Origin of the sequence: Haematobacter massiliensis (genome assembly GCF_000740795.1) — a bacterium.
Classification (GTDB): Bacteria; Pseudomonadota; Alphaproteobacteria; order Rhodobacterales; family Rhodobacteraceae; genus Haematobacter; species Haematobacter massiliensis.
This window is the reverse complement of record NZ_JGYG01000003.1, coordinates 14,700-39,873: the sequence shown is the minus strand read 5'-3', so window position 1 is coordinate 39,873 and position 25,174 is coordinate 14,700. Positions and strand designations below refer to the sequence as shown.

Annotated in this window: 25 protein-coding genes and 2 tRNA genes; 17 read left to right on the top strand and 10 right to left on the bottom strand. The window is 64.1% G+C overall.

What is annotated here, in order from left to right; all coding sequences use genetic code 11:
- Nucleotides 1–504 precede the first annotated feature (504 nt).
- On the top strand, nt 505–675 hold the full coding sequence (locus CN97_RS20555) for a hypothetical protein (protein ID WP_156969575.1): 171 nt from the start codon (nt 505–507) through the stop codon (nt 673–675).
- Between the two features lie 96 nt (nt 676–771).
- On the opposite strand, the gene ndk is transcribed toward CN97_RS20555, so the two are convergent.
- Entirely contained in the window at nt 772–1,194 is a 423-nt protein-coding gene (gene ndk / locus CN97_RS05870; protein WP_035708607.1) for a nucleoside-diphosphate kinase, read from the bottom strand.
- A gap of 186 nt (nt 1,195–1,380) precedes the next feature.
- On the opposite strand from ndk, the gene CN97_RS05865 reads away from it, so the two are divergent.
- The 3 genes from CN97_RS05865 (at nt 1,381) to CN97_RS05855 (ending at nt 4,546) form a co-directional block, all read left to right on the top strand.
- Nucleotides 1,381–3,219, top strand: a complete 1,839-nt coding sequence (locus CN97_RS05865) for an ABC-F family ATP-binding cassette domain-containing protein (protein ID WP_035708605.1) — start codon at nt 1,381–1,383, stop codon at nt 3,217–3,219.
- Between the two features lie 58 nt (nt 3,220–3,277).
- Nucleotides 3,278–3,901, top strand: a complete 624-nt coding sequence (locus tag CN97_RS05860) for a MarC family protein (protein ID WP_035708604.1) — start codon at nt 3,278–3,280, stop codon at nt 3,899–3,901.
- A gap of 63 nt (nt 3,902–3,964) precedes the next feature.
- A complete protein-coding gene (locus CN97_RS05855; RefSeq protein WP_035708601.1) occupies nt 3,965–4,546 on the top strand; it encodes a retropepsin-like aspartic protease family protein in 582 nt (193 codons plus the stop codon).
- Here the strand turns inward: CN97_RS05855 and CN97_RS05850 are convergent.
- Nucleotides 4,536–6,437 (bottom strand): glycosyltransferase family 2 protein, encoded by a 1,902-nt coding sequence (locus CN97_RS05850; RefSeq protein WP_035708598.1) that lies wholly within the window; start codon nt 6,435–6,437, stop codon nt 4,536–4,538. The two genes, CN97_RS05855 and CN97_RS05850, sit on opposite strands and share 11 nt — an antisense overlap.
- 66 nt (nt 6,438–6,503) lie before the next feature.
- Complete coding sequence (gene carA / locus CN97_RS05845) at nt 6,504–7,667, bottom strand: glutamine-hydrolyzing carbamoyl-phosphate synthase small subunit (RefSeq protein ID WP_035708595.1); 1,164 nt, start codon at nt 7,665–7,667, stop codon at nt 6,504–6,506.
- A 132-nt stretch (nt 7,668–7,799) separates the two neighbouring features.
- On the opposite strand from carA, the gene CN97_RS05840 reads away from it, so the two are divergent.
- Both CN97_RS05840 and CN97_RS05835 read left to right on the top strand, forming a co-directional pair.
- Nucleotides 7,800–8,258, top strand: coding sequence for a GatB/YqeY domain-containing protein (locus tag CN97_RS05840; RefSeq protein WP_035708592.1), 459 nt, complete (start codon nt 7,800–7,802; stop codon nt 8,256–8,258).
- Between the two features lie 99 nt (nt 8,259–8,357).
- Entirely contained in the window at nt 8,358–8,540 is a 183-nt protein-coding gene (locus tag CN97_RS05835) for a DUF3008 family protein (protein WP_035708589.1), read from the top strand.
- Nucleotides 8,541–8,559: 19 nt separating this feature from the next.
- Here the strand turns inward: CN97_RS05835 and CN97_RS05830 are convergent, their stop codons facing one another.
- The 4 genes from CN97_RS05830 to lipB all read right to left on the bottom strand — a co-directional run bounded on the left by CN97_RS05830 (nt 8,560) and on the right by lipB (nt 12,076).
- A complete protein-coding gene (locus CN97_RS05830) occupies nt 8,560–9,090 on the bottom strand; it encodes a DUF2244 domain-containing protein (protein ID WP_035708586.1) in 531 nt (176 codons plus the stop codon).
- 12 nt (nt 9,091–9,102) lie between these two features.
- Nucleotides 9,103–10,773, bottom strand: coding sequence for a cytochrome c oxidase subunit I (ctaD, locus tag CN97_RS05825; protein ID WP_035708584.1), 1,671 nt, complete (start codon nt 10,771–10,773; stop codon nt 9,103–9,105).
- Nucleotides 10,774–10,921: 148 nt separating this feature from the next.
- Nucleotides 10,922–11,356 (bottom strand): c-type cytochrome, encoded by a 435-nt coding sequence (locus CN97_RS05820; protein ID WP_035708582.1) that lies wholly within the window; start codon nt 11,354–11,356, stop codon nt 10,922–10,924.
- 42 nt (nt 11,357–11,398) lie between these two features.
- Nucleotides 11,399–12,076: a lipoyl(octanoyl) transferase LipB gene (lipB, locus tag CN97_RS05815; RefSeq protein ID WP_035708580.1), complete on the bottom strand. Its 678-nt coding sequence runs from the start codon at nt 12,074–12,076 to the stop codon at nt 11,399–11,401.
- A 258-nt stretch (nt 12,077–12,334) separates the two neighbouring features.
- Between lipB and CN97_RS05810 the strand changes: the two genes are divergently transcribed.
- Together CN97_RS05810 and CN97_RS05805 are read left to right on the top strand one after the other, a co-directional pair.
- Nucleotides 12,335–12,421: transfer RNA gene (locus tag CN97_RS05810), tRNA-Leu, on the top strand.
- Between the two features lie 37 nt (nt 12,422–12,458).
- Nucleotides 12,459–12,533 (top strand) — tRNA-Val (locus tag CN97_RS05805).
- A 1,155-nt stretch (nt 12,534–13,688) separates the two neighbouring features.
- Here the strand turns inward: CN97_RS05805 and CN97_RS21440 are convergent.
- Together CN97_RS21440 and CN97_RS21435 are read right to left on the bottom strand one after the other, a co-directional pair.
- Nucleotides 13,689–14,108, bottom strand: coding sequence for a MerR family DNA-binding protein (locus CN97_RS21440; protein WP_084684041.1), 420 nt, complete (start codon nt 14,106–14,108; stop codon nt 13,689–13,691).
- 30 nt (nt 14,109–14,138) lie between these two features.
- Nucleotides 14,139–14,240: a hypothetical protein gene (locus CN97_RS21435; RefSeq protein ID WP_368073681.1), complete on the bottom strand. Its 102-nt coding sequence runs from the start codon at nt 14,238–14,240 to the stop codon at nt 14,139–14,141.
- A gap of 443 nt (nt 14,241–14,683) precedes the next feature.
- On the opposite strand from CN97_RS21435, the gene CN97_RS21090 reads away from it, so the two are divergent.
- Nucleotides 14,684–14,890: a hypothetical protein gene (locus CN97_RS21090; RefSeq protein WP_207391647.1), complete on the top strand. Its 207-nt coding sequence runs from the start codon at nt 14,684–14,686 to the stop codon at nt 14,888–14,890.
- A gap of 437 nt (nt 14,891–15,327) precedes the next feature.
- Here the strand turns inward: CN97_RS21090 and CN97_RS05790 are convergent, their stop codons facing one another.
- Nucleotides 15,328–15,540 (bottom strand): DUF1127 domain-containing protein, encoded by a 213-nt coding sequence (locus CN97_RS05790; RefSeq protein WP_035708573.1) that lies wholly within the window; start codon nt 15,538–15,540, stop codon nt 15,328–15,330.
- 295 nt (nt 15,541–15,835) lie between these two features.
- Between CN97_RS05790 and CN97_RS05785 the strand changes: the two genes are divergently transcribed.
- The 8 genes from CN97_RS05785 to mraY all read left to right on the top strand — a co-directional run bounded on the left by CN97_RS05785 (nt 15,836) and on the right by mraY (nt 25,112).
- Nucleotides 15,836–16,894 carry an Mrp/NBP35 family ATP-binding protein gene (locus tag CN97_RS05785; RefSeq protein ID WP_035708571.1) on the top strand — a complete coding sequence of 353 codons (1,059 nt, stop codon included), beginning with the start codon at nt 15,836–15,838 and terminating at the stop codon, nt 16,892–16,894.
- Between the two features lie 610 nt (nt 16,895–17,504).
- The gene (locus CN97_RS05780; RefSeq protein ID WP_306424954.1) at nt 17,505–18,014 is read left to right on the top strand and encodes a division/cell wall cluster transcriptional repressor MraZ; all 510 of its coding nucleotides are present in this window, start codon (nt 17,505–17,507) and stop codon (nt 18,012–18,014) included.
- Nucleotides 18,015–18,974 (top strand): 16S rRNA (cytosine(1402)-N(4))-methyltransferase RsmH, encoded by a 960-nt coding sequence (rsmH, locus tag CN97_RS05775; protein ID WP_035708567.1) that lies wholly within the window; start codon nt 18,015–18,017, stop codon nt 18,972–18,974.
- A 1-nt stretch (nt 18,975) separates the two neighbouring features.
- Nucleotides 18,976–19,314 carry a cell division protein FtsL gene (gene ftsL / locus CN97_RS05770; protein ID WP_035708564.1) on the top strand — a complete coding sequence of 113 codons (339 nt, stop codon included), beginning with the start codon at nt 18,976–18,978 and terminating at the stop codon, nt 19,312–19,314.
- Nucleotides 19,311–21,095, top strand: coding sequence for a peptidoglycan D,D-transpeptidase FtsI family protein (locus CN97_RS05765; RefSeq protein ID WP_035708562.1), 1,785 nt, complete (start codon nt 19,311–19,313; stop codon nt 21,093–21,095). Before ftsL ends, CN97_RS05765 begins: the two co-directional genes overlap by 4 nt.
- A 14-nt stretch (nt 21,096–21,109) precedes the next feature.
- Entirely contained in the window at nt 21,110–22,591 is a 1,482-nt protein-coding gene (locus CN97_RS05760) for a UDP-N-acetylmuramoyl-L-alanyl-D-glutamate--2,6-diaminopimelate ligase (RefSeq protein ID WP_035708560.1), read from the top strand.
- On the top strand, nt 22,588–24,027 hold the full coding sequence (locus CN97_RS05755; RefSeq protein WP_035708557.1) for a UDP-N-acetylmuramoyl-tripeptide--D-alanyl-D-alanine ligase: 1,440 nt from the start codon (nt 22,588–22,590) through the stop codon (nt 24,025–24,027). The genes CN97_RS05760 and CN97_RS05755 overlap by 4 nt, the downstream gene beginning before the upstream one ends.
- On the top strand, nt 24,027–25,112 hold the full coding sequence (gene mraY, locus CN97_RS05750) for a phospho-N-acetylmuramoyl-pentapeptide-transferase (RefSeq protein ID WP_035708555.1): 1,086 nt from the start codon (nt 24,027–24,029) through the stop codon (nt 25,110–25,112). Before CN97_RS05755 ends, mraY begins: the two co-directional genes overlap by 1 nt.
- The last annotated feature ends 62 nt before the right edge of the window (nt 25,113–25,174 follow it).

Here is a 25,174-nt window from a genome sequence, read left to right as displayed (position 1 = left end):
CTGTTGCATCCTCATCGAGAGACAGTTCTTGGAACTCAAGCGACTGAGGCTGGTTTCCACGAATACCCGATCGACCTGCGCGCCGCAGTCGCCTCCGCTTTGACCATGACCATTTGCGATCACTTGATGCCGCACTCTGGCGCTCACGTGGAAACAATACTGTTTGCTTCGGTTCGCCGTCGCCTTCGGATCGCTGTGGCATTTTGGCCGGTGATGTATCGCTCACGGAGTGTTTCTGGAGTAACATTAATCCATCCTTGCGCGTGCTTCCTACGGGTTGCGTGAGCGGCAATGATATAAAAGTAGGTAGAAAAATCGTTTATTTACATTGCTTTGCAAAAGGTCACTTGGTTCCCTCACGCGCCTGTCATGCTGCGGAAACCTGCCAGACACCGGTTGTTTTCTCTCGGTGTGATCACATGATCGCGTGGGCCGGAAGATCGCCCCTTGCTTCCTTCTGCGGAGGGAGTAAGTAGCCATCGCCACAAACCAAGGAGCAGTGGAATGGCATCCGCGAAGCCGCCCGTCCAGCAACCTGTTCAACAGGCCGGGGACAGCAACAATCACGCGCCGCAGATGGGCGCAGACGACATCGACGCGGCGCAGAGCCAGGCCGCACAGCCTGCGTTCCAGACACGCCGGAAAACGACGTTCACCGACTGGGCTGCAATCTGACCCCAACGGGTTCGGACGCTACAGCCCGTTGCGCCGAAGCGCCAAAGGAAAGGCCGCCCCAATCGGGACGGCCCTTTTTCATTCCTGGTGACGGCCTCAGCCGACGATTTCGAGGCCGGAGAAGTAGAAGGCGATCTCTTCGGCAGCCGTTTCCGGCGCGTCGGAGCCGTGAACCGAGTTCTCGCCGACCGACAGGGCGAAGTCCTTGCGGATCGTGCCATCGGCAGCATTGGCCGGGTTGGTCGCGCCCATCACTTCGCGGTTCTTGGCGATCGCGCCTTCACCTTCCAGCACCTGCACGACCACCGGGCCGGAGGCCATGAAGCTTACCAGCTCGCCGTAGAAGGGACGGTCCTTGTGGACCTCGTAGAATTTGCCGGCCTGGGCTTCGGAGAGCCAGAGGCGCTTCTGCGCGACGATCCGCAGGCCCGCTTCTTCGAAGCGCGCGTTGATCTTGCCGGTCAGGTTCCGGGCGGTGGCGTCGGGCTTGATGATCGAAAGGGTCCGTTCGATGGCCATGTCACATATCCTTTTGCCGGCGGCACCGACAGGGCGCCCCGGATTGCCGCGCCCTGCTAGCACGGGACGCCTGCGATGGGAAGCCGCGCGTCTTTCGCCTGCTGTTGAATCGCTCTCTTGCTGCCGACGCGCCGTATTTGACGGCGCCGGATTGACAACCCCCCGCGCAGAGGACATGCCCAGCCCATGCTCAGGATCACCGATATCAGCTACAGCGTGGAGGGCAGACCGCTCTTCGATCATGCCTCGGCCACGATTCCGACTGGCCACAAGGTGGGCCTCGTCGGACGCAACGGCGCGGGCAAGACGACCCTTTTCCGGCTGATCCGGGGAGAGTTGTCGCTGGAGGGCGGAGAGATCGCTCTTCCCTCCCGCGCGCGCATCGGCGGCGTGGCGCAGGAAGTGCCGTCCTCCAACGTCTCCCTGATTGATACGGTGCTCGCTGCCGATACCGAACGCGCTGACCTGATGGCGGAAGCGGAGACCGCTACAGACGCGGCGCGGATCGCAGAAATTCACACCCGGCTCATCGATATCGACGCCTGGTCGGCGGAGGGGCGCGCCTCCTCCATCCTGAAAGGTCTCGGTTTCGACGCGGAAGCGCAGCTTCGACCCTGCTCGGATTTCTCCGGCGGCTGGCGGATGCGCGTGGCGCTGGCGGGCGTGCTGTTCTCGCAGCCGGACCTGCTGCTGCTCGACGAGCCGACGAACTATCTCGACCTTGAAGGGGCATTGTGGCTGGAGGATTACCTGCGCCGCTATCCCCATACGGTCATCATCATCTCCCACGACCGGGAGTTGCTGAACCGGTCCGTGCAGGGCATCCTGCATCTGGACAACCGCAAGCTCACCTACTGGCAGGGCAACTACGATCAGTTCGCGCGGCAACGGGCGGAGCAGCGGGCGCTACAGGCGGCGGAGGCGAAGAAGCAGGACCTCCGGCGGGCCCATCTGCAGGGCTTCGTGGACAGGTTTCGCGCCAAGGCCAGCAAGGCCCGACAGGCGCAGAGCCGCCTGAAACAGCTTGCCCGGATGGAGCCGATAACGGCACCGGAGGAGGCAAAGGCCCATGTCTTCACCTTCCCCGTGCCGGAGGAGCTCTCTCCGCCCATCGTCGCGATGGACAAGGTTTCGGTGGGTTACGACGGACGGGCGGTGCTGAAACGGCTGGACCTGCGCATCGACCAGGATGACCGGATCGCGTTGCTTGGCCGCAACGGCGAGGGGAAATCGACGCTCTCCAAGCTGCTGGCCGGAAAGCTCGCGCCGCTGGAAGGGCGGATGACGGTGTCGAACAGGCTCCGGGTCGGCTATTTCGCCCAGCATCAGGTGGATGAGCTGTATCTGGACGAGACGCCCCTTCAGCATGTCCAGCGGCTCCGTCCCGCAGAAGGACAGCCCCGGCTTCGGGCGCGGCTCGCGGGGTTCGGCCTTGGGGCGGATCAGGCGGATACCGCCGTTGCCCGTCTGTCCGGGGGACAGAAGGCGCGGCTCAGCCTGCTGCTCGCCACGATTGACGCGCCGCATCTGCTGATCCTCGACGAGCCGACGAACCACCTGGATATCGAAAGCAGGGAAGCGCTTGTCGTCGCCTTGACGGAGTATTCAGGTGCTGTGGTGCTGGTCAGCCACGACATGCACCTGCTCAGCCTCGTGGCCGACCGGCTGTGGCTGGTCAAGGATGGGGATGTGACCCCGTTCGACGAGGATCTCGAGGATTACCGCCGGATGCTGCTCTCTGATGACACGCGGGAGGAGCGGGCGGAGAAAAAGGCGCGTCCCAAGCGTGACGAGGTCCAGACGCTCCGCCAGGAGGTCCGCAAATCCGAGGAACGCATCGAGAAGCTTACGGAAATGCGCAAGAAACTCGATGCGATTCTGGCCGATCCCGCGCTATATGCTCCGGAACGTGCTGCCGATGCCCGCAAGTGGCAGGCCAAGAGCCTTGAGGTCACTGAGGGTCTGCAACGGGCGGAGGCGCTCTGGCTGCAGGCTCTGGAGCGGCTGGAGGCGGCGGAAGGCTGAGGTTTTGAAGAACGAGCGCCTCTGACGTCGGGGGCTTCAACGGCGGGGGAGCCAGCGGATGACCCTCACAGCGATCGTTTCGGCCTTCGTCACCCTGTTCGTCATCATCGACCCCATCGGGCTTGTCGCGCCGTTCATTACCCTCACCGCGGGGATGAGTGCCGAGGAGCGTCAGCAGGTCGCTCTGCGCGCCAGCATCACGGCCATCATCATCCTCGCAGCCTTCGGCCTGCTGGGGGAGCCGCTGCTTGCGGCCATCGGCATCTCGATGCCTGCGTTCCGTATCTCGGGGGGGCTGCTGCTGTTCCTCACCGCGCTCGACATGTTGTTCGAGCGGCGGACGGAACGGCGCGTGCGCAATGCCGATGAGCCGACGCCCGACCCTTCGGTATTCCCGCTTGCCATCCCGCTGATCGCCGGGCCGGGGGCGCTGACGACGATGATCCTGCTTATGGGCGAGTCGGGCACGGGCATACTGGACATGGCCATCATCCTTCTGCTGATGGTGGCGGTGGTGGCCATCGTTTATCTGCTGTGCCTTGCCTCTGGCTGGATCGCGCTGCGGCTCGGCCCTACAGGGATCATGGTCACGACGCGGCTGTTCGGGATGCTGCTTGCGGCGCTTTCCGTGCAATTCGTGATCGACGGCATTCGCCAGATGGGGCTGCTGACGGGGCCATAGGTCGCAGGGGCTGGCGGTCGGCCGGCAGCGGCTTATGTCCATAACCGGCAACGGAGAAGCAGGTTGAGCGGAAACGACGTCGGACAGTTCATCTATCTCATGCTGCTCCTCGCCGCCGTCGGCGGGAGCTTTCTGCTGGGCCGCCGCGGGGGAGGGATGACGCTTCTGCGCCACGCGGCGCTCTGGGGGCTGATCTTCTTCGGCGTGCTGGCGGTCATTGGGTTATGGGGGGATATCCGCTCCACCGTCATGCCGCGCCAGCAGGTGATGGAGGACGGCGCCCGCATAGAGGTGCCGCGCGGGCGGGATGGGCATTTCCATCTGACATTGGAGGTCGATGGCACGCCGGTCTCCTTCATCGTGGATACCGGTGCCTCCAACGTCGTCCTGTCGCGGGAGGATGCCCGCGCCATCGGGTTGGACCCGGATGAACTCCCCTATTTCGGGCAGGCGATGACGGCAAACGGCCTTGTGCGGACCGCGCGCGTCCGGCTGGAGGAGTTGCGCCTCGGTCCCCATGCGGAGCGGAACGTTACCGCCTGGGTGAGCGAGGGCGAGATGCCGGGATCGCTGCTCGGGATGGACTACCTTCGTCGGTTCGAACGGCTGGAGATCGCCGGTGATCGTATGATCCTCACGCGTTGACAGCCGGTGAGGCGGGGGCGGGCGCATCGAAGATGCCATGCGCGGTCTTGTCCCAGTAGAACGGGCGTGAGGCGAGTTCGTAGACTGCCTTTGCCGCCGCCAGCGTCGCAAGCGGGTGGTAGACATGCAGCGTCGGCACGAACGGCATCAGGAAGCGCCGTCCCGGCACCGCAACGGCCAGCATCCCGCAGACCATGTTCAGCACCTCGGCTCCGAAGAACAGCGTGAGCAGCGCCGTGGTGCCTGCGGGCGACAGCATCCCCGACAGGGGATGACCAAGGCCCAGTGCAAGCGCCCAGAAGCTCCAGAGCACGGGCGCCAGAAGGGGTTGGGCGACCGCGCCCGCAAAGATCAGCTGCATCCCCCAGAACCCTCGCCAGCCCAGATCGCGGCGAAGCTTGCCGGGATTGCGCATGTGAACTGCCCATGTGATCGCGTGGCCCTTGATCCAGCGGGAGCGCTGCCGGATCCATGGGAGCGCGCGGCAGTTGGCCTCCTCCTCCGTTACAGTCGGAAACACCTCCGTCCGATAGCCGTGGCGGGTCAGGCGGACCCCCAGATCGGCATCCTCGGTCACGTTGTGGGCATCCCAGCGGCCAAGCGTCTCCAGCGCCTCGCGCCGCATGAACAGCGTGGTGCCACCCAACGGAAGCGGCAGGCCAAGGCGCTGCAATCCCGGCAGGATCACCCGAAACCAGCTCGCGTATTCCACGGTAAAGCACCGCGAGAGCCAGTTTGTCCGCGCGTTGTAGTAGTCGAGGACGCCCTGCAGACAGGCGACGTCTGGCGGGGCCTCATAAAACCGCCGCACGATCTGATTGATCTGATCCGGATGAGGCGCATCCTCCGCGTCATAGACACCGACAATCGATCCGCGGGCGAAATCCAGTGCGAAGTTCATTGCGCGCGGCTTGGTTCGCAGCGGCCCGTCGGGAACCGTGACGATCCGCATCCAGGGCGGAAGATCGGCCCGGGCGAGCGCGGTGTGTGTCTGCCTGTCCCGCTCCTCCAGCACGAGGATGACATCCAGCAGCTCCCGCGGATAGTCGATCCGGCCGAGCCGTGCGATCAGACGGGCTGCGATGTCTTCCTCCCGGAACATCGGCACGAGCAGGGAGACGACGGGAAGCCGCATGAGCGGAACCGGACTGCCTGATGTGGCGACAGGCCGGCGCTCGGCAAGGAGGGAGGGGAGCCGTGCCACCAAAGCGGCCGCGCGAAGGATTGTGCTCGCGGCCAGCACCAGCAGCGCGGCGGCGCTCAGCATGCCGAGCACCAGCCGGGGGGAGGTTGCGAGCAGCAGCATCACGACCATCGCGAGACCCAGGCCGATCCGGGCCAGACGCTGCGGCCGCCAGTTTCGGCAACTCTCCTCCTCTCCCACCGTGGATTCGGCCTGATCGCGCAGCTCCTTCCGCGCGGACCGCACCACGGCTTCCTCGATCGCCGGGGCTGAGGCGAGGGCGAGGGCGACGGGGCCGTAGAGCGTCACCAGCTCTTCCCGCCGCCTGTGAAAGCCATCGGGGCGGGCGGACAGCACGATGGTCACGCCGCCGGCCCGCCGCCAGGGCAGCAGGCCTTCACGAAGACAGCGCGCGGCTCCGAAGATGTCGATCAGCCGGGCGTCGGGGTGCTCTGCCAGCGGATCGATGATCCTTGCATTGGTTTGGTCGGCAAAGGCCGCAAGAAGGGTGGCCTCCGACACGAGACCCCGAGCCAGGAGGATATCGGGGATGTCCACTTCCTGACGCGCGAGCGCCCCCTGTGCCCGAAAGAGGTCGGCGGGAAGGAGAGCACCCTTGCCGACCAGCAAGGCGCCGATATCGGGCCGAGCACGATCCGGCGCGGGTTGACGATGTGCGCGAATGACCCGAAGCGGCGTGACGGACATGCTGACCCCCTGGAACAGGGGTCAACTTCCCTCGATCAACCTTAACGCGAAGTTAAGAAAGACAAATCAGCTCAATTTTTTACGCTCGATCGCTTCCGCGAAACGCTCGAAGAGATAGTAGCTGTCCTGCGGGCCGGGGCTGGCTTCCGGGTGATACTGGACGGAGAACACCGGGCGATCCTTCATGCGGATGCCGCAATTCGACCCGTCGAACAGGCTTACATGCGTCTCGATCACGCCCGCGGGCAGGGTCTGGCTGTCCACGGTGAAGCCATGGTTCATGGAGGTGATCTCCACCTTGCCCGTCTCCAGATCCTTCACCGGATGGTTCGCGCCGTGGTGACCGTGGTTCATCTTGACCGTCCGCGCGCCAAGCGCGAGGGCCAGCATCTGATGCCCGAGGCAGATGCCGAAAATCGGCAGGTCACGCTCAAGCACACCCCGAATCATCGGGACGGCATAGACGCCGGTCGCTGCGGGATCGCCCGGACCGTTGGACAGAAACACCCCATCAGGGTTCAGCGCCAGCACATCTTCCGCCGTTGCGGTCGCGGGCAGAACCGTGACATCGCAGCCCGCAGACGCCAGGCAGCGCAGGATGTTCCGCTTCGCGCCGTAGTCGATGGCGACGACCTTGGCGCCCGGCCCCTCGCGCCGGCTATAACCTTCGGGCCAAGCCCAGAGCTTTTCGTCCCAGCGATAGCTTTGGGCGCAGGTCACATCCTTGGCCAGATCGAGCCCCACAAGACCCTTCCAGCCCCGCGCCTTGGCGACCAGCGCCGCGACATCGAAATTGCCATCGGGATCATGGGCAAGCGCGACATGCGGCGCTCCCTGCTGGCGGATGGCACGGGTCAGGCGGCGGGTATCGATCCCGCCGATGCCGATCCGCCCCTTGCGGCGGAGCCAGTCCGTCAGCTCACCCGTCGCACGCCAGGAGGAAGGTTCGGTAGGATCCCATTTCACCACCATGCCGGCGGCGACGGGTTCGGCGGTTTCGTCATCATCGGCATTGACCCCGACATTGCCGATATGCGGAAAGGTGAAGGTCACGACCTGACCGGCATAGGAGGGATCGGTCATGATCTCCTGATAGCCGGTCATCGCGGTGTTGAAGACAAGCTCGGCCACCGTCTCGCCGGTCGCGCCGAAGCCTCGCCCGTAAAACACCGTGCCATCGGACAGGGCAAGGCATGCGGTCGGGCGGCTCTGGGGGGACAGACCGGTCATGAGACGACTCCTTCGGAAAATCTGCGGGAAACTAGGCAAACCTCTCGGCAGGGTCAAGGCGATCACGCCCGTTGTTTCCGCGCGGGTGCGAGTATATCTGAAACCTTTCGCGAACAGCCACGGGTAACAGCCATGCAGCTCCGAGACCTGATCTCCCAGCACCTCAAGGATGCGATGAAGAACCGCGATGCCGCCAGGCTCTCTGCGCTCCGGCTCATCAGCGCCGCGATCAAGGACCGGGATATCGCGCTCCGCGGAGAAGGGAACGAGCAGGGTGCGACGGATTCCGATATCCTCGCCATCCTGGGCCGCATGGTGAAGCAGCGTCAGGAAAGCGCGCGCGCCTATGAGGAGGGCGGTCGGCTGGAACTGGCGGAGAAGGAGCGGGCGGAGATCAAGGTGATCGAGGAATTCCTGCCTCGGCAGCTCGACCCGCAGGAAGTCGAAAAGGCGATTGCCGAGACGATCTCGGAACTTGGTGCGGGTTCGGTGCGCGACATGGGCCGTGTGATGGCGGCACTGAAGGCGAAATATACCGGTCAGATGGACTTCACGACCGTCGGCCCGAAAGTGAAGGAACGACTCGGCTAGGAACGGCTGATCTGAGGACTCCCCCGGCGGACTCCCCCGGCCGGGAACAACCACCAGGAGCCGGTGTTTCTCCTCCGCATTCCAACGGCGGAGACGGTTATGCCAGCCAAGTCGAAAGCGCAGCAGAAGGCGGCCGGCGCGGCCCTTGCCGCCAAGCGGGGGGAAGAGCCGGTGTCCAGTCTCAAGGGCGCCGCGCGCGAGATGTATGACGACATGAGCGAGGCGCAGCTCGAAGAATTCGCGGCCACCAAGCGCAAGGAACTGCCAGACCGCAAGGGCTGAACGTCAGGTACTGCGAAAGTCAGGCACTGCGAAACAGATGGGCCAGCTCCGGCCAGAGGGCGAGGCGCTCCTCTTCCGAGAGAAAGGCACCGATCTCGATCTCCCGCCCCGCCCCGGAGAGTGTCAGATAGTTCGGCACCGGCCCCTCCCGACGATGCAGGTCCACCCTGACCCAGTGCGGGTTGGCGTGCCATTCGGAATGCGCCTGCCGCGGCCCGTCACGCAGCACATCGACCCTGTCGGGCCAGAGGGTCAGCCTTTCCAGGATTTCGCCGTCCCGATAGCTCCGGCTCAGCGCGAACCAGAGGCCCCAGAGCGCTGCCAGCACGAAGGGAAGAAGGCCCCACAGGACGGGGGAGCCCAAAACCTCGATGAGAGGCAAGGACAGAAGCAGCGCCATACCTCCCATGACCCATACAAATCCCCGGCGCGGGAGGGAGCGATAGGGCCACAGATGTAGTTCTGCCAACGGCTCCGCGCCGCCCGAAGGTAAAGGAGCCCCGGATTTCTCCGAGGCTCCTTCCAGTCGTTTGACCCATTCATACGGCATCAGTCAGCGCGCTCAGTGAGCGTGGGATTTGTCCCAGTCGGACTGTTTCGGCAGCGTTTCGAACGTGTGCTCCGGCGGCGGGGAGGGTAGGGTCCATTCCAGCGTATCGGCATATTCGTTCCAGTAGTTGTTCTCGGTCACGCGCTGGCCACGGGTGAGCGTATAGAACACCACCCCGATGAAGAACACGAAGGAGAAGAACGACAGGAAGGCGCCGAGAGAGGAAACCAGGTTCCACGTCGCGAAGGCTTCGGGATAGTCGATGTAACGGCGCGGCATCCCCTGACGGCCCAGGAAGTGCTGCGGGAAGAAGGTCAGGTTCGCGCCGACGAACATCATCCAGAAGTGCAGCTTGCCTGCCCATTCCGGATATTGCCGGCCCGACATCTTACCGATCCAGTAATAGACCCCCGCAAAGATGGCGAACACCGCACCCAGCGACATCACATAGTGGAAGTGCGCCACCACATAGTAGGTATCGTGATAGGAGCGGTCGAGCGGTGCCTGGCTCAGCACGAGGCCGGTCACGCCGCCCACGGTGAACAGGAACAGGAAGCCGAACGCCCAGAGCATCGGCGTCTTGAACTCGATGGAGCCGCCCCACATCGTGGCGATCCAGGAGAACACCTTCACCCCCGTCGGCACCGCGATGACCATGGTGGCGAGCATGAAGTAGGACTGCTGCGCAAGGCTCATTCCCACCGTGTACATGTGGTGCGCCCAGACGACGAAGCCCAGCACGCCGATGGCCACCATCGCATAGACCATCGGCAGGTAGCCGAAGATCGGCTTGCGCGAGAAGGTTGCGATGACATGGGAGATGATGCCGAAGCCCGGCAGGATGATGATGTACACTTCCGGGTGGCCGAAGAACCACAGGATATGCTGGTAGAGGATCGGATCGCCACCGCCCGACGGGTCGAAGAAGGTGGTGCCGAAGTTCCGGTCCGTCAGCAGCATGGTGATCGCACCGGCCAGAACCGGCAGTGCGAGCAGAATCAGCCAGGCCGTCACGAACACCGACCAGGCAAAGAGCGGCACCTTGTGCAGGGTCATGCCCGGCGCGCGCATGTTCAGGAACGTGGTGATGATGTTGATCGCGCCCAGAATCGATGAGGCGCCCGACACGTGCACCGCAAAGATCGCGAGGTCGGTGGAATAACCCGTCTCATGCGTGGAAAGCGGCGGATAGAGCACCCATCCGATGCCCGATCCCAACTGGTCGTTGCCGCCGGGTGCGAAGAGCGAGGCCACGCCGAGGGCTGTCCCCGCCACGAACAGCCAGTAGCTGAGGTTGTTCAGGCGCGGGAACGCCATGTCAGGCGCACCGATATGCAGCGGCATGAAGTAGTTGCCGAAGCCGCCGAACAGCGCGGGAATCACGACGAAGAACATCATGAGCACGCCGTGATAGGTGATCATCACGTTCCACAGGTGCCCGTTCGGTGTGCAGGCTTCCGCAGAGGGGATGAGCCGTGCGCCTTCGAGACACATGTATTGCACGCCCGGATGCATCAGCTCCAGCCGCATATAGACAGTGAACAGGACGGAAATCAGCCCGACGGCACCTGCCGTGAACAGGTAGAGAATCCCGATGTCCTTGTGGTTCGTCGACATGAACCAGCGGGTAAAGAACCCGCGCTTGTCATGCCCTTCGTGGCCATGGATGGCTGCGTCGGCCATGCTGCCGCCTCCCGTATCTTGATGGGGCGGCGCCCGGGTGCATTCCTCCCGCGCCGCTCTCTGCATGCGGTTGTAGAGCGCGCGGACGAAGGGGGCAATCGTCCTGATCACAACCCGGTGTGGAAATGTTGCCCCGCTGCGTCGGACTTTAGTCTGGCTGCGGTTCGGCGACGGCGGAAAGGTAGGCGATGATGTCCTCCGTCCCGCGTGTCAGGCGAAAGGCCATCTTGGAACGTGCGCCGCTGTCACCGGTGTATGTCTTGAGAAAGCCAGTCGGATCCGCCAGGAATTGCGTCAGGCTCTCCGCGTCCCAGACAAGCCCCGTGTCGTGCGCCTTGCGCAGGGCGGGGGAGTAGTTGAATTCCACCCCGGCGCCCCGTCCCACGACACCGTAAAGGTCGGGCCCGGTCTTGCCGCCCCGCACGATGGCGGTTCCGTCAGCCGCGGTGATGGAGTGACAGGCACGACATTTCGCGAAATCCTTCGCGCCCGCCTCTGCATCCCCTTCCGCATGTGTGGGGGCGGCGAGCGAGACGAGGGCTGCGAAGGCAAGTCCACTGGCGGTGCGGGGAAAACGACGCATGGCTGGCTCCTTGTCGGTCGTGTCGGGATGGGTCGTGTCGAGTTACGGATTGCAGGTGGTGCCGATCGGATGGTCGCCGAAGACCCGCTCCCATGTGCGGACCAGCGCGGCATCGACATCGCCCATCGTCACCGGCAGGCCCAGATCGACCAGGCTGGTCACTCCGTGTTCGCGAATGCCGCAGGGCACGATGCCGGAAAAGTGCTCCAGCGTCGGCTCCACGTTGATGGAAATGCCATGAAACGTCACCCAGCGGCGCACACGCACACCGATTGCCGCGATCTTGTCCTCCCGCGGGGAGCCGTCGAGGTTCGGTGCCTTCTCCGGCCGCACCACCCAGACGCCGACGCGCCCCTCGCGCCGTTCGCCCTTCACGCCGAACTCCGCCAGTGTCGCGATGACCCAGTCTTCCAGCCGGCAGACGAACTTGCGTACGTCACGCCCGCGCCGATTGAGGTCCAGCATGACATAGGCCACACGCTGCCCCGGCCCGTGGTAGGTGTACTGCCCCCCACGCCGCGCCTCATAGACCGGAAAGCGGTCGGGATCTGTAAGATCTTCCAGCCGGGCCGAGGTGCCTGCAGTATAGAGAGGCGGATGCTCCAAGAGCCAGACGGCCTCGTCTGCCGTGCCCGCGCTGATGGCGGCGACGCGTTGCTCCATCATCTCCAGCGCGTCGGGATAGGCGATCAGGCTGTCTGATATGATCCACTCGGTCATCTTGCTGAACTCCGCGAGGTGTTGGCGTCCGGCGACAGGTTATCGGGGATGCCCGGGGGAGCGCGTTGTCGCTCCGCGTCGCTGGATAGACCTGAACCGCGCCCGGATTGCAACCGCCGTTGCCGCTGCCAGAGCTCACGTATCAAGGCGCTGCTGGCAGGCAATGAAGTTTGGAAAGGCGTTAGGAAAAAGTTGCAGATTCCCCCTTTTCTTTCCCAAAGCCTTTCGCTATCACCCGCCGCACCAAGCCAAGGCAGTGCGGTCGTGGCGGAATTGGTAGACGCGCAGCGTTGAGGTCGCTGTGGGGTAACTCCCGTGGAAGTTCGAGTCTTCTCGACCGCACCAAATTAACCCAGGACGCATAGGCGTCAGGGACCAGGCTGGCCCGGTAGCTCAGTGGTAGAGCGTTCCGTTCACATCGGAAATGTCAGGAGTTCAAATCTCTTCCGGGCCACCATTCCCTTCGGGGTTGGTGATCTTCTAGATATGCTGATTTTCGGAGCGGGCACCAGGCGGCGCGGCGACCTGAACTCGTGAAACGGACACTTGGTAATACTGTCGCCACACCACCTGATGCACGTATAGGTGTAAGAGATTTTCCGTTCTCGCGCGACCTGTCTTTTTGGACAGGTCCGTCCCCCAACTCGGTGAGATCACGGAATTTTTTCTCAACTAGTTCGGGTTTCTCACCAATTTCCTCTTTATCTTCACAAAATTCGCGCTAAGCCGTTTCGGCTGGTTTGGCGCGGCTCTTGGCTCTTGGCTCTTGCTATTTTGTCAGGAGTTCGGCATGCAGCCACTCATGGCCCCGTAGCTCAGCTGGATAGAGCAACCGCCTTCAATTGGAGTGCGCGTCGGGAAACCGGCGCTGCAGAACCTGTCAAATTCGGGGAAACCTCTGCCGAGCGGCGTGGCAATCCCGAGCCAAGCCCCCTTGCGGGGAAGGTGTAGAGACTGGACGGCAGGCACCCGCCCCGCCTCCCGCGGAAGGGTGAAGGGACAGTCCAGACCACGAAGGGCCTCCGGCCTGCGGCGAAAGCCGAAGTGGTAGGCTAAGCGGTTGGTCGCAGGTTCGAATCCTGCCGGGGTCGCCACATCCTGTATCTGGAAGTGGGTGATTGTTTTTACTCGGAAATGACCGAGGTCCGTAAATCACGCCCCACATATGATGGCTGGTGGCCATGTGCTGCTGATACCGTCAACAGGCAGCCAATCCTTGCCGATAGCACGCCCATTCCAGCTCCGACTTGTCTGCTGATGTGGACGCCGGGCCTTCAACTTAGACGGGTAAGTTATCGTCGCTGATTGGAGATGATCGGCGCCTTCCAGCTTCTACTTCGTCAGCCGCTCTGGAAACCCGTTTAACCTGCATCGGGGTCACGCCTGCGCCCTGCCGTTTCAATCACAGCCTCATCCGACCCACCGGCTATCCGGGCCAACGTCCGGCCTGACGACCGGCAAGGATCCACGATGGATCGGCCCTCTCTGCAAAGGCTCCAGCATCTCGCCGGATGGGCTTGTTGCGTTTATGGGTGGCGTCCCTCAGGCCACCCAGCCTCTGACCACGTGACTTGACCTCCGGGCCGCTTGGGAGGGAAGCCGCCATTATGCCTCATCCTGCTGCCCCTTCGTGAAGGGCTGTTGAGCCCACCACCGGGGGCGGGAATGCGCTGTTCGCATTCGGCATCCATGCCCCAGCACTCCGGCTGCCAGCCGTTTCGAGGGGGTCATGGGATGTTGCACGCCATGGCCAGGGCAGGCAACACTCTGAACCCACATGTTGGACGTTCAGTTTCGATCCCGTATCTTGATGATGCGGCAGTTGAAGATCGTCGTACTGTCGCGGCATTACGACGATCTGGCTTAGCTCGACCGCAAGAGCGTCAAGGTCAGAAATCCATGCCTCGACCTCCGCCAGATGGGCGCGTGCCAGCAGTTCCCTCTCGTGACAAGGCCGCTGACTGTCAGATGACAGGTCGGCAAGCTCGGCAATCCCCGCCGGCCGGAAGCCAAGGTCATGGCAGCGCCGAATGAAGCGGAGGTGGTCCGGCCGCGCTCTTCCCTAGAAACGATAGTTCTTCGCGCTTCGTCTCGGCATGGGCATAAGTCCGGTGCTTTCATGGCAGCGTAGTGTCACGACCCTTGTCTCGGTGAGACGGACCAGATCTCCGATGCTGCAGTCCGGCTTGACCCTTTAGTCCTGTAAACCGGAACAGTGGGGGCAACTGGCCGTGAAGCGAGTCGATCCTGCCCCGCTGCTCTGCCGATAGCTGCGCTTCATCTATCGGAAACCGCCGCCGCGTATGAATTGCCGTCGCGATCAACGGCGGGATGTTTGCGGTGGACATCCCGGCCGCCCTGCTTGCCAGGCTCCGCCGCCCTGCAGGCCGATGCGTTGGACTTCTTTGCCGCCGCCAGCAATTACGCCATCAGCCTGCTCTTGCCCGGGCAAGAGCCTGAAATGGTATCAGAGAGGCGCGTCGATGGGATTTTTCGGGCTGGGCACGGTTGTCCGGCACATCGCCCACGGGTCCCCATGGCTTCACGTTATGCGTGTCATCGGTATCTCGGCCCTGCTGGCGAACCCAATCTGCGTGATTCTGCCGGATGGCATCCCGCGATGGCGACGCGAACATGCGCTCGGTCCGGGTCTGCTTACGCAATGACGTGATAGCCAATCTGGAGATTCTGCTCGCAGCGCTTGGTGTCTTCGGCGCCGGGACCGGCTGGCCAGATTTCGGAGTGACGTCGCTGATGGCTTTGCTGGCTCGGCAAAGAGAGGCCCTGATCTTGCGGGAGGCTGCGCGCGACTGAAATAGCGCGTCGGTGCCTGTCCTCAGATGGAGGGCGCGGCAGCCTCCGGGGAGGAGGAGGGGAGGCTGCCGCTGTATGACGATCGAACCAGGGAGGAGGAGAGGCCGATCGCATTCCGTCCGGTCTGTCCTGACCGGGAAGGGGGGATGCGGCGGCTCCTGGGGAGGAGGAAGGAGCCGCCGCTCTCGCCTGCGATACGACCCAGGGAGGAGGAGGGGCCGCACCGCATCTGTTCCGACATCCTCTGCCGGAGGGAGATGACAACGGTCCGGGGAGGAGGAGAACCGCTGCCTATTCACGACAATCCAGGGAGGAGGAGGGATTGTCGCAAAGTCTGGAACCTGTAGGTCCCGTATTCCGGCGACGGCACTGGGAGGAGGAGTGTGCCGTCACCTTTCCGATCGCCCAGGGAGGAGGAGAGGCGATCGAAACCCGTATTACTTGCCGTAGACCGCTTCGCGGGCTACAGAATAGATCGAGGAGCGGCTGAGCTGCAGATCGGCCAGCTCACGGTCGCTTAGTTCCCGCAGCTCGGCAACGGTTTGCCGGTACAGGCGGCGGCGCGCCCAGGCTTCGGTAACGCGGGCAAAGAAATCGCTCAGGCCCGAAGCGTTTTGGGCCGCACCATGGGTATGGTTCAGGTAGGCCATTTTAAGTCCAATCTCTTGTGGTCGGGCGCAGCAGGCTTTGTCTCTCGTCCTGCGCCGTCTGGAGTGAACATACGCTTATGCTGCGAGTGCACAATGGGGGGGAGGGGCAATCCGGCCATGCATAAGATGCATAACCCATGCTGACCTATTTTCTACGCCGAATTTCCCAGTAAAACTGGCCTTCTGGCGTCGGATGGTGTTCAGTCTGCCACGATCTGCCCCGAATGGGTGGCGAAAATGTCGCAGTTGAGGGGGTTGCGGTGCCGGAACCCCCTGCGCTGCAGGAAGGGTAAAGATGTCTCTGACGCGTGACTCGGTTCTTGCCGCTCTGTCCGGCGTTCCTGTGCCGGGGGGCGGCACTCTGGTAAGCCGCGATCTCCTACGCGCCCTGACGCTGGAGGCGGGGATTGTCCGCTTCGTGATCGAGGCGGCGGATGCCGAAATGGCGCGGGGGCTGGAACCCGCGCGTGAAGCGGCCGAGGCGGCGGTGCGCGGGTTGGAGGGAGTGGAAAAGGTCTCCGCTGTGCTCACCGCGCCTGCGTCCGCACCGCCGATGCCCAAGATCGGCCGGCATCCCACGCCCCAGGCCGGACCGCAGCCGGTGAGCGGCGTCGATCGGATTCTTGCCATCGCCTCCGGTAAGGGGGGGGTGGGCAAGTCCACCGTGTCCTCCAATCTCGCGGTTGCCTTGGCGCGGCAGGGTCGGCGCGTCGGTCTGCTGGACGCGGATATCTATGGCCCGTCACAGCCGCGGATGATGGGGGTCAATCGGCGGCCCGCCTCGCCCGATGGGCAGACGATCATCCCGCTCACCGCTCATGGTGTCACCATCATGTCGATCGGTTTCATGCTGAAGGAAGATGAGGCGGTGGTCTGGCGCGGGCCGATGCTGATGGGCGCTCTGCAGCAGATGCTGGGGCAGGTGGCCTGGGGCGCGCTTGACGTGCTCATCGTGGACCTGCCGCCCGGAACGGGGGATGTTCAGCTCACGCTCTGCCAAAAGGCCAACATCACGGGGGCACTGGTCGTTTCCACCCCGCAGGACGTGGCGCTTCTGGATGCGCGCAAGGCCATCGACATGTTCCGCAAGTTGAATACGCCGGTTCTCGGTCTTATCGAGAACATGTCGAGCTTCTTCTGCCCCAACTGTGGCCACGAATCCCATATCTTCGGTCATGGCGGGGTGCGGGCCGAGGCGGAGCGGCTGGCGCTGCCGTTCCTGGGTGAGCTCCCTCTCAGCCTTGATGTGCGTGTCGCAGGAGATTCGGGCACACCGATCGCCGCAGGCGACTCGCCCGAAGCGCAGGCCTATGCGCATCTGGCAGAGCGGCTCGTCGCGGGCGGAATGGCCTGAAATTACCGTAAAAAGCCTGGAACGATTCGCGGCTAGCGCAGTTTCGCGATGAGCCAAGTGCTGTCTTAAAATCAGTCAGGACATGGCGAGGAGGCGATGCTTTGCGGCATCACTCCTCACCCGCCGCGCACGGATCCGCGAGGATCGGCGCCATCCCCCCAAACTCCTCCACATGCTAGTTCTGGCGTAATCCTGCCGGAGCGGCACAATATATTCTGTCCGAGGCGAATTTTTTGGCGAAAGCTGGGCGTTTCGCGCCGCTTTCTCCCATGTCTGTACCTAAGTTTCCCATTGCTTCCCGTGAATTCCCATGGCATTCCTTATCCATCCGATGAGGGATGGGCTAAAGGGGCGGAAGACCCCACGGCAAAAGGCAGTTTCATACAGGCACCCCCCTTCATCAGATGAAAGAGATCCGGCGCGGCAGAGCAGCATCCCCCAGGATGTGCCGCAGAAAATACCGGACGCACCCAGTGATGGGACGAGGGCGGCGGATCGGGCAGTGGCAGCGGCCCGGTCCGCCGTAGTCCATCCGGGGGGTCGCCTTGGCGGTCCTCCGGGCCGACCAGGGTCCGATCAACGGACCGGAAGGGACGAGTGCGGGGCAGTGGTGGACACGTTCAGGGGCGAGAGCCTCAACAAGGTGGACGGCAAGGGACGGGTCTCGATCCCCGCGTTGTTCCGCCGCGTGCTCGACGCCTGCGACCCCGACCGAAAGCCAGGCGACGGCTCCGGCATCGTGCTGGTCTATGGCGATCACCGCCGCAAGTTCATCGAATGCTATACCGTCCGCGAGGCGCACCGGATCGACCGGCTGATCGCCCGGATGAAGACAGGTTCCCCCCAGCGCCGCGCCTTGGAGCGCCTGATGCAGGGACAATCCTTTCCCACACAGGTGGATGACGACGGGCGTCTGGTCCTGCCGCCGGTGGTGCGGGAGCGGCTGAACCTCGCCCCGGGCGGCGGAGAGGTCTATTTCGTGGCGTCCGGCGCCACGTTCCAGATCTGGCACCCCGACGCCTGGGCGGAGGAAGAGGCGAAACTCCGCGACTGGCTGGATGAACAGCCCGAGGATTTCGACCCGCTTTCCCTCCTGCCGGATGAAGACGAGGTAGAGTGAATGGCGCAGGCGCCGCATATTCCGGTCCTGCTCGCGCCGCTGCTTGCGGCGGTTGCCCCTGTGCAGGGCGTCTGGCTTGACGGGACGTTCGGCGCGGGTGGCTATGCGCGCGGGCTGCTGGACGCCGGCGCTGACAAGGTCATCGGGGTGGACCGTGACCCGCTGGCGTTTCGGTTGGCAGCGGACTGGGCGGGGAGCTATGGCGACCGTCTGGAGCTCGTGCAGGGCACCTTCGGGCGGATGGACGAATATGCGACCGGGCTGGACGGCGTGGTGCTGGACCTTGGCGTTTCGTCCATGCAGCTCGATGAGGCTGACCGGGGGTTCTCCTTTGCGAAGGACGGACCGCTCGACATGCGGATGTCGCAATCCGGGCCGAGCGCCGCGGATCTCGTGAACACCGCGCGTGAGGAAGTGCTCGCCGACATTCTCTATAACTACGGGGAGGAGCGCGCCTCCCGCCGCATCGCCCGCGCCATCGTCGCCGCTCGACCCATTACTCGGACGCTGGAGCTGGCGAAGATCGTCGAATCCTGTCTCCCGCGCCCGAAGCCCGGCCAGACCCACCCTGCGACACGAAGCTTTCAGGCCCTGCGGATCGCGGTGAACGACGAATTCGGCGAGCTCATCGCCGGGCTGGAGGCGGCCGAGCGGGCCTTGGCGCCCGGCGGGCGGCTCGCGGTGGTGACCTTTCATTCGCTGGAAGACCGGGTGGTGAAACGGTTCTTTCAGGATCGCGCGGGGGCTGCCGCACGTGCAAACCGCTATGCCCCTGACCTGCCTGAAGAAACCGCCACCTTTCGGCTCGTCACGCGCCGCGCCGTGGGGCCGGATGAGGTCGAGGTCGCGGCCAACCCGCGCGCACGTTCCGCGAAACTCCGCGTGGGGGAGCGGACATCCGCAGCCGCCCGCCGGTCGGATCGCGCGGCGCTCGGGTTGCCGTCGGTGAAAGGACTTTGAGATGCGGAGCCTGTTCTACGTCCTCTCCGCCCTCGCCGTGATGGGTCTCGCCTACTGGGCCTATCAGGAGAATTACCATACGCAGGAAGCGTCCCGAGAGGCCGCTCGCCTCCGGCGGGAGATCGGCTCTCTGCATGAGGCGATGGGCGTTCTGAAGGCGGAATGGGCCTATCTGAACCGGCCCGACCGGCTTGCTGAACTCACCATCATCAACTTTGATCGTCTGAAGCTCCTGCCGCTGGAGCCGTCGCAATTTGGCAGCGTCTCATCGGTAACCTTTCCGCTGCCCGCTGTGCCCGATCCGCTTGCCGCCCCGACCGATCAGGAGACGCTCCCGTGACCCGGACCCCCCTCCGCCCGCTTGCCCGCATTCTCTCCGCCCGCGAGAAGGGGGAGAATCCCGACGCCATCGAGCGCGAGAACATCCGCCTTCGGGCGGAATCGGCGCGGGACAAGGCCCGGTTGCGCGCAGAGGGGCGGCTGCTGGTCCTGTCGCTGTTCTTCTTCGCGGCCTTCTCCGCCATCGGTGCGCGCATGGGGTTGCTGGCTTCGGTGGAGCCAGAGGAACCAGCGATTGCCGGTGTCGGCTCTCCGATCATCGCGCAGCGGGCGGATATCGTGGATCGGAACGGGCGCGTGCTCGCGACCAATCTCGTCACGCATTCGCTCTATGCCCAGCCGCAGCAGATGATCGAACCTGCCCGGGTCGCGCGTGAGCTGGCGAGTATTTTCCCTGATCTCAAGGAAGATCAGCTGGTCAAGGATTTCACCGGTAGCCGCAAGTTTCTCTGGATCCGGCGCAAGCTCTCTCCCGAGCAGATGCAGGCGGTCCATGACATCGGCGATCCCGGCCTGCTCTTCGGCCCGCGGGAAATGCGGCTTTATCCGAATGGCAAGCTCGCCTCACACATTCTGGGCGGCGCGGGCTTCGGCCGGGAGGGGGTCTCCTCCGCCGAAGTCATCGGCACGGCGGGGGTGGAGAAGATCTACGACGACTATCTCCGGGATCCGGCCAACGGCGGCGAGCCGCTGGAATTGTCCATAGACCTTTCGGTGCAGGCGGCGGCGGAGCAGATCCTCGCCGGTGGCGTCAAGCTCATGAACGCCAAGGGCGCGACCTCCATCCTGATGGATGTTCATACGGGGGAGGTCATTTCCATGGTGTCCTACCCGGATTTCGACCCGAACGACCGCCCGTTGCCGCCGGTGAAAGGCGATCCGTCCGACAGCCCGCTTTTCAACCGCGCGGTACAGGGGCTTTACGAACTCGGCTCCACCTTCAAGATTTTCGCGGCGTCCCAGGCAATCGATCTGGGCCTCGTGACGCCGAGCACGATAATCGACACGCGCCCGTTCAACTGGGGCAGGTTCCGCATCAAGGACATGCACAACTATGGCGCGCAGCTCAGCGTGCTCCGCATCATCGAGAAAAGCTCCAACGTCGGCTCCGCGCGGCTGGCGCAGATGATCGGAGGGCCGCGTCAGCAGGACTTCCTGAAGCGGTTGGGCTTCCTGTCGCCGACAACCGTCGAGCTGACGGAGGCACCCGGCGCGCGGCCGCTGCTCCCGAAAGTCTGGTCCGAGATTTCCTCGATGACCATTGCCTATGGGCATGGCATGTCTGCAAGCCCCCTGCACCTCGCCTCCGCCTATGCGACGATCGTGAATGGCGGCACGCGGGTCAATCCGACGCTCATCCGGCAGGATAAACCTGTGGTGGGGGAGCGTGTCATTTCCGCACGAACCTCCGACATGACGCGGGAGATGCTCCGCGGCGTGGTGGAGGAGGGTTCGGGGTCCACTTACGGCAAGGTGGAAGGCTACGATGTCGGCGGCAAGACCGGCACCGCGGAGAAGCCGCTCCGCAACGGCCGCGGATATGCTCACGACAAGGTGATCGCGACATTCGCCTCCGCCTTCCCGATGTCGGATCCGAAATACGTGCTGATCGTGAGCCTTGACGAAGCCGTTGAAACCTCTGGCCCCATACCGCGGCGGACAGCCGGCTTCACCGCCGTTCCCGTGGCAGCGGAGATGATCCGGCGGATCGCGCCGCTTCTTGGCCTCCGCCCCGAGGTTGAAGCCCCGCATCCCGCTGCGCTAACGCTCGTGCGGAACTGACGGGAGAGCCTCCGATGCCCGAGACGACCAAGAGCCTTTCCGACCTTGGCCTGCGCGCCCGCGATGGGCGGGAGACGCGGATCACCGGCCTGTCGGTGGACAGCCGCACGGTGAAGCCCGGTCATCTGTTCGCAGCCCTCGCAGGGGCGAAGATGCACGGTGCGGAATTCATTCCCTATGCGCTCCGCATGAAGGCGGGCGCGGTGCTGACCGACCCGGCGGGGGCCGAGATGGCGCGGGAGGTGCTGACGGGAACGGATATTCCCGTGATCGTGGTGGAGGACGCCCGCGCCGCGCTGGCAGGGGCGGCGGCGCTATGGTTCGGGGCGCAACCGCAGGTGATGGTCGCCGTGACCGGCACCAATGGCAAGACGTCGGTCGCCACCTTTACCCGCCAGATCTGGACGCGGCTCGGTCATCTCGCCGCCAATATCGGCACGACGGGGGTGGAAGGCGCCTTTGTCGCGCCCGCGACCCATACGACGCCCGAGCCTCTGACGCTCCACCGTCTGCTGGCGGAGATGGCGGCCGAAGGCATCACCCATGCGGCGATGGAGGCGTCCTCACACGGGTTGGAGCAGCGGCGGCTGGACGGTGTTCGGCTCCGCGCTGCGGGGTTCACCAACTTCACGCAGGATCACCTCGACTACCACCATGATTTCGATGCCTATTTCGCGGCGAAGGCAGGGCTTTTCACCCGCGTTCTCCCCGATGATGGCTCCGCCGTGGTGAATATGGACGATCCGAAGGGCGTCGAAATCGCGCGGCTCTGTCATGACAGGGGCCTGCCTGTCCTCGGTGTGGGGCGCGGGTCTGTCGATCTTCGCATTACCGCCCAGAGGTTCGATGCGACCGGGCAGGAGTTGCGGTTCGACTGGCAGGGAAAGCCACGTCAGGTGCGATTGAACCTCATTGGCGGATTTCAGGCGGACAACGTCCTGCTGGCGGCAGGGCTTGCCATTGCCTCCGGCAGCAAGGCCGAACGGGTGTTCGAGGCGCTCCCGGCGCTTTCCACCGTTCGGGGGCGGATGCAGCTTGTCGCCACCCGGGCCAATGGTGCCTCGGTCTTTGTGGATTACGCCCATACGCCGGATGCCGTCGCCACGGCGTTGAGGGCACTGCGTCCGCATGTGCTGGGCCGCATCATCGTCGTTCTTGGTGCGGGCGGTGACAGGGATAAGGCCAAGCGCCCGCTTATGGGCGAAGCTGCCCATCGTTATGCGGATGTGGTCTATGTCACCGATGACAACCCCCGCTCCGAGGATCCCGCCGTGATCCGCGCGGCTGTCAAGGGCGGGGCGCCGGAGGCCAACGAGGTGGGCGACCGGGCGGAGGCCATCCTGCGCGCGGTGGACGCTCTCCAGCCCGGCGATGCCCTGCTCATCGCGGGCAAGGGACATGAAACGGGCCAGACGATCGGCGATCAGAGCTATCCATTCGACGATGCCGAACAGGCTTCGATCGCCGTCGCCGCCCTGGACGGCAAACGCATATGACCCCGCTCTGGACATCCGAGGAGGCGGCCCGCGCTACGGGTGGCACGGTCACGCAGAACTGGGCGGCCACCGGGGTCGCCATCGATACGCGCGAGCTTCTTCCCGGCGACCTGTTCGTCGCGCTGCGTGACATGCGCGACGGCCATGATTTCGTGGCGGAAGCGCTCCGAAAAGGGGCGGCGGCGGCGCTCGTCTCCCGTGTGCCGGAGGGGGTCGCGCAGGACGCGCCCTTGCTCATTGTCCCGGATGTGCTCCGGGGTCTGGAAGACCTCGGGCGTGCGGCGCGCGACCGCAGCACGGCACGCGTTATCGGCGTCACCGGCTCTGTCGGCAAAACCTCAACCAAGGAGATGCTGCGAGCGATTCTTTCCGGTCAGGGACGGGTCCATGCGGCGGTGCGGAGCTTCAACAACCACTGGGGCGTACCGCTCACCCTTGCCCGGATGCCTGCGGACAGCGACTTCGCCGTCATCGAAATCGGCATGAACCATCCGGGTGAGATCGCGCCCCTTGCCCGTCTTGCCCGTCCTGATGTCGCGTTGATCACGACCGTGGCGCCTGCGCATCTGGAGGCATTCGACTCGCTGGAGGCCATCGCGGTCGAAAAAGCCTCGATCCTCGACGGTCTGGAACCGGGGGGACATGTGCTGTTGCCGGGGGATCTGGCCGTCACACCGATCCTCAAACAACGGGCTCAGGGTTTGGCGACAACCTTGTTTGGCGCGACGCCCTCCTGTGACTGGCAGCTTCTCGAAACGAGAATCACCGATAGCGCGACCTCTTCTCGCGCGCTGGCGAAAGGGCGGACGATCCTGTTTCGCGTGCGCTCGGCAGGGCGGCATTTCGCGATGAACGGGCTTGCGGCGCTTGCCGCCGCCGACGCGCTCGGTCTGGACCTGACGATGGCGATTCTCGATCTGGGTCGCTGGGTGCCGCCGGAAGGGCGCGGTCTGCGCGAGCGCATCCTGCTGGATGTCGTCGATGACCGCATGGCCTTCGATCTGATAGACGACGCCTTCAACTCCAACCCCGCCTCGCTGGGTGCGGCGCTGGACCTGCTGGCCGCGACAGAGCCGAAGGACGGGCCTGGCCGCTTTGTGAAGGGCCGCCGGGTGGCTATCCTCGGCGACATGCTCGAACTCGGCCCGCAGGAGCTGGAGATGCATCGGCAGATTGCCGCGCATCCGGCCATGACGACCCTCAACATCGTGCATTGCGTCGGCCCTCGGATGCGGGCACTTCATGCCGCGCTGCCGCGAGAGAAACGCGGTGAATGGCATGAAACGGCGGAGAGCCTTCTTCCCCGCCTTCGCCATCTGATCGACGCAGGAGATGTTGTGCTGGTGAAAGGTTCCAAGGGGATCAAGCTCCCCCCCGTGGTGGAGGCGCTGCGCCGTCTCGGCACGCCCGAAGCTCAGGCGGCGGGAGGGGAATAGTGTTCTATTGGCTGGCGGAGTTCGCCCAAGGGGGCGGCTTCCTGAATCTGTTTCGCTACATCACCTTCCGGGCGGGCGGGGCGTTCTTCACCGCGCTGGTCATCGGCTTCGTGTTCGGGCGACCGTTCATCGAATTCCTGAAGTCGAAGCAGCGGCATGGCCAACCCATCCGCGACGATGGGCCGGCGAGCCACCTGGTGACGAAGGCCGGCACACCGACGATGGGCGGCGCGCTGATTCTGTCGGCGCTGACGATCTCCACCCTGCTCTGGGCGCGGCTCGATAATCCCTATGTCTGGATCGTCCTGTTCGTGACCTTGGGCTTCGGCGCCATCGGCTTTGCCGATGACTGGCGGAAGGTCACGCGGAACAATACCAAGGGCGTTTCCGGTCGTGTCCGGATCGGTATCGGGCTGGCCATCGCGCTCATTGCCTCCATCGCCTGTGCGTGGGTGCAACCTTCGGAGCTGCGGTTTCAGCTCGCGCTGCCGATTTTCAAGGACGCGCTGTTCAACCTGCACCTGTTCTTCATTCCCTTCGCGATGCTGGTGATCGTGGGCGCGGCCAATGCCGTCAACCTCACCGATGGGCTGGACGGTCTGGCGATCATGCCGGTGATGATCGCTGCCGCCTCCTTTGGCGTGATCGCCTATTTCGTCGGACGGGTGGACTTCACCAACTATCTCGGCCTGCATTACGTGCCGGGAACCGGTGAACTGGTGATCTTCGTCGCGGCGCTGATAGGGGCGGGCCTGGGGTTTCTGTGGTTCAACGCGCCACCCGCGGCGGTTTTCATGGGCGATACCGGGTCGCTTGCGCTCGGCGGGGCGTTGGGTGCAATCGCGGTGGCCACCAAGCATGAGATCGTGCTGGCGATCGTAGGTGGCCTGTTCGTGGTGGAGGCGTTGTCCGTCATCATCCAGGTGCTCTACTTCAAGCGGACGGGGCGACGCGTGTTCCTGATGGCGCCGATCCACCACCACTTCGAGAAGAAGGGCTGGGCGGAACCGCAGATCGTCATCCGCTTCTGGATCGTCTCCATCATCCTGGCGCTCGTGGGGCTGGCGACACTGAAATTGCGTTGAGCCGAGCGTAAGAAATGCCACAATGCGGGCGGTGGAGCAGATAGCCTGTCTCTGCGAAGAGG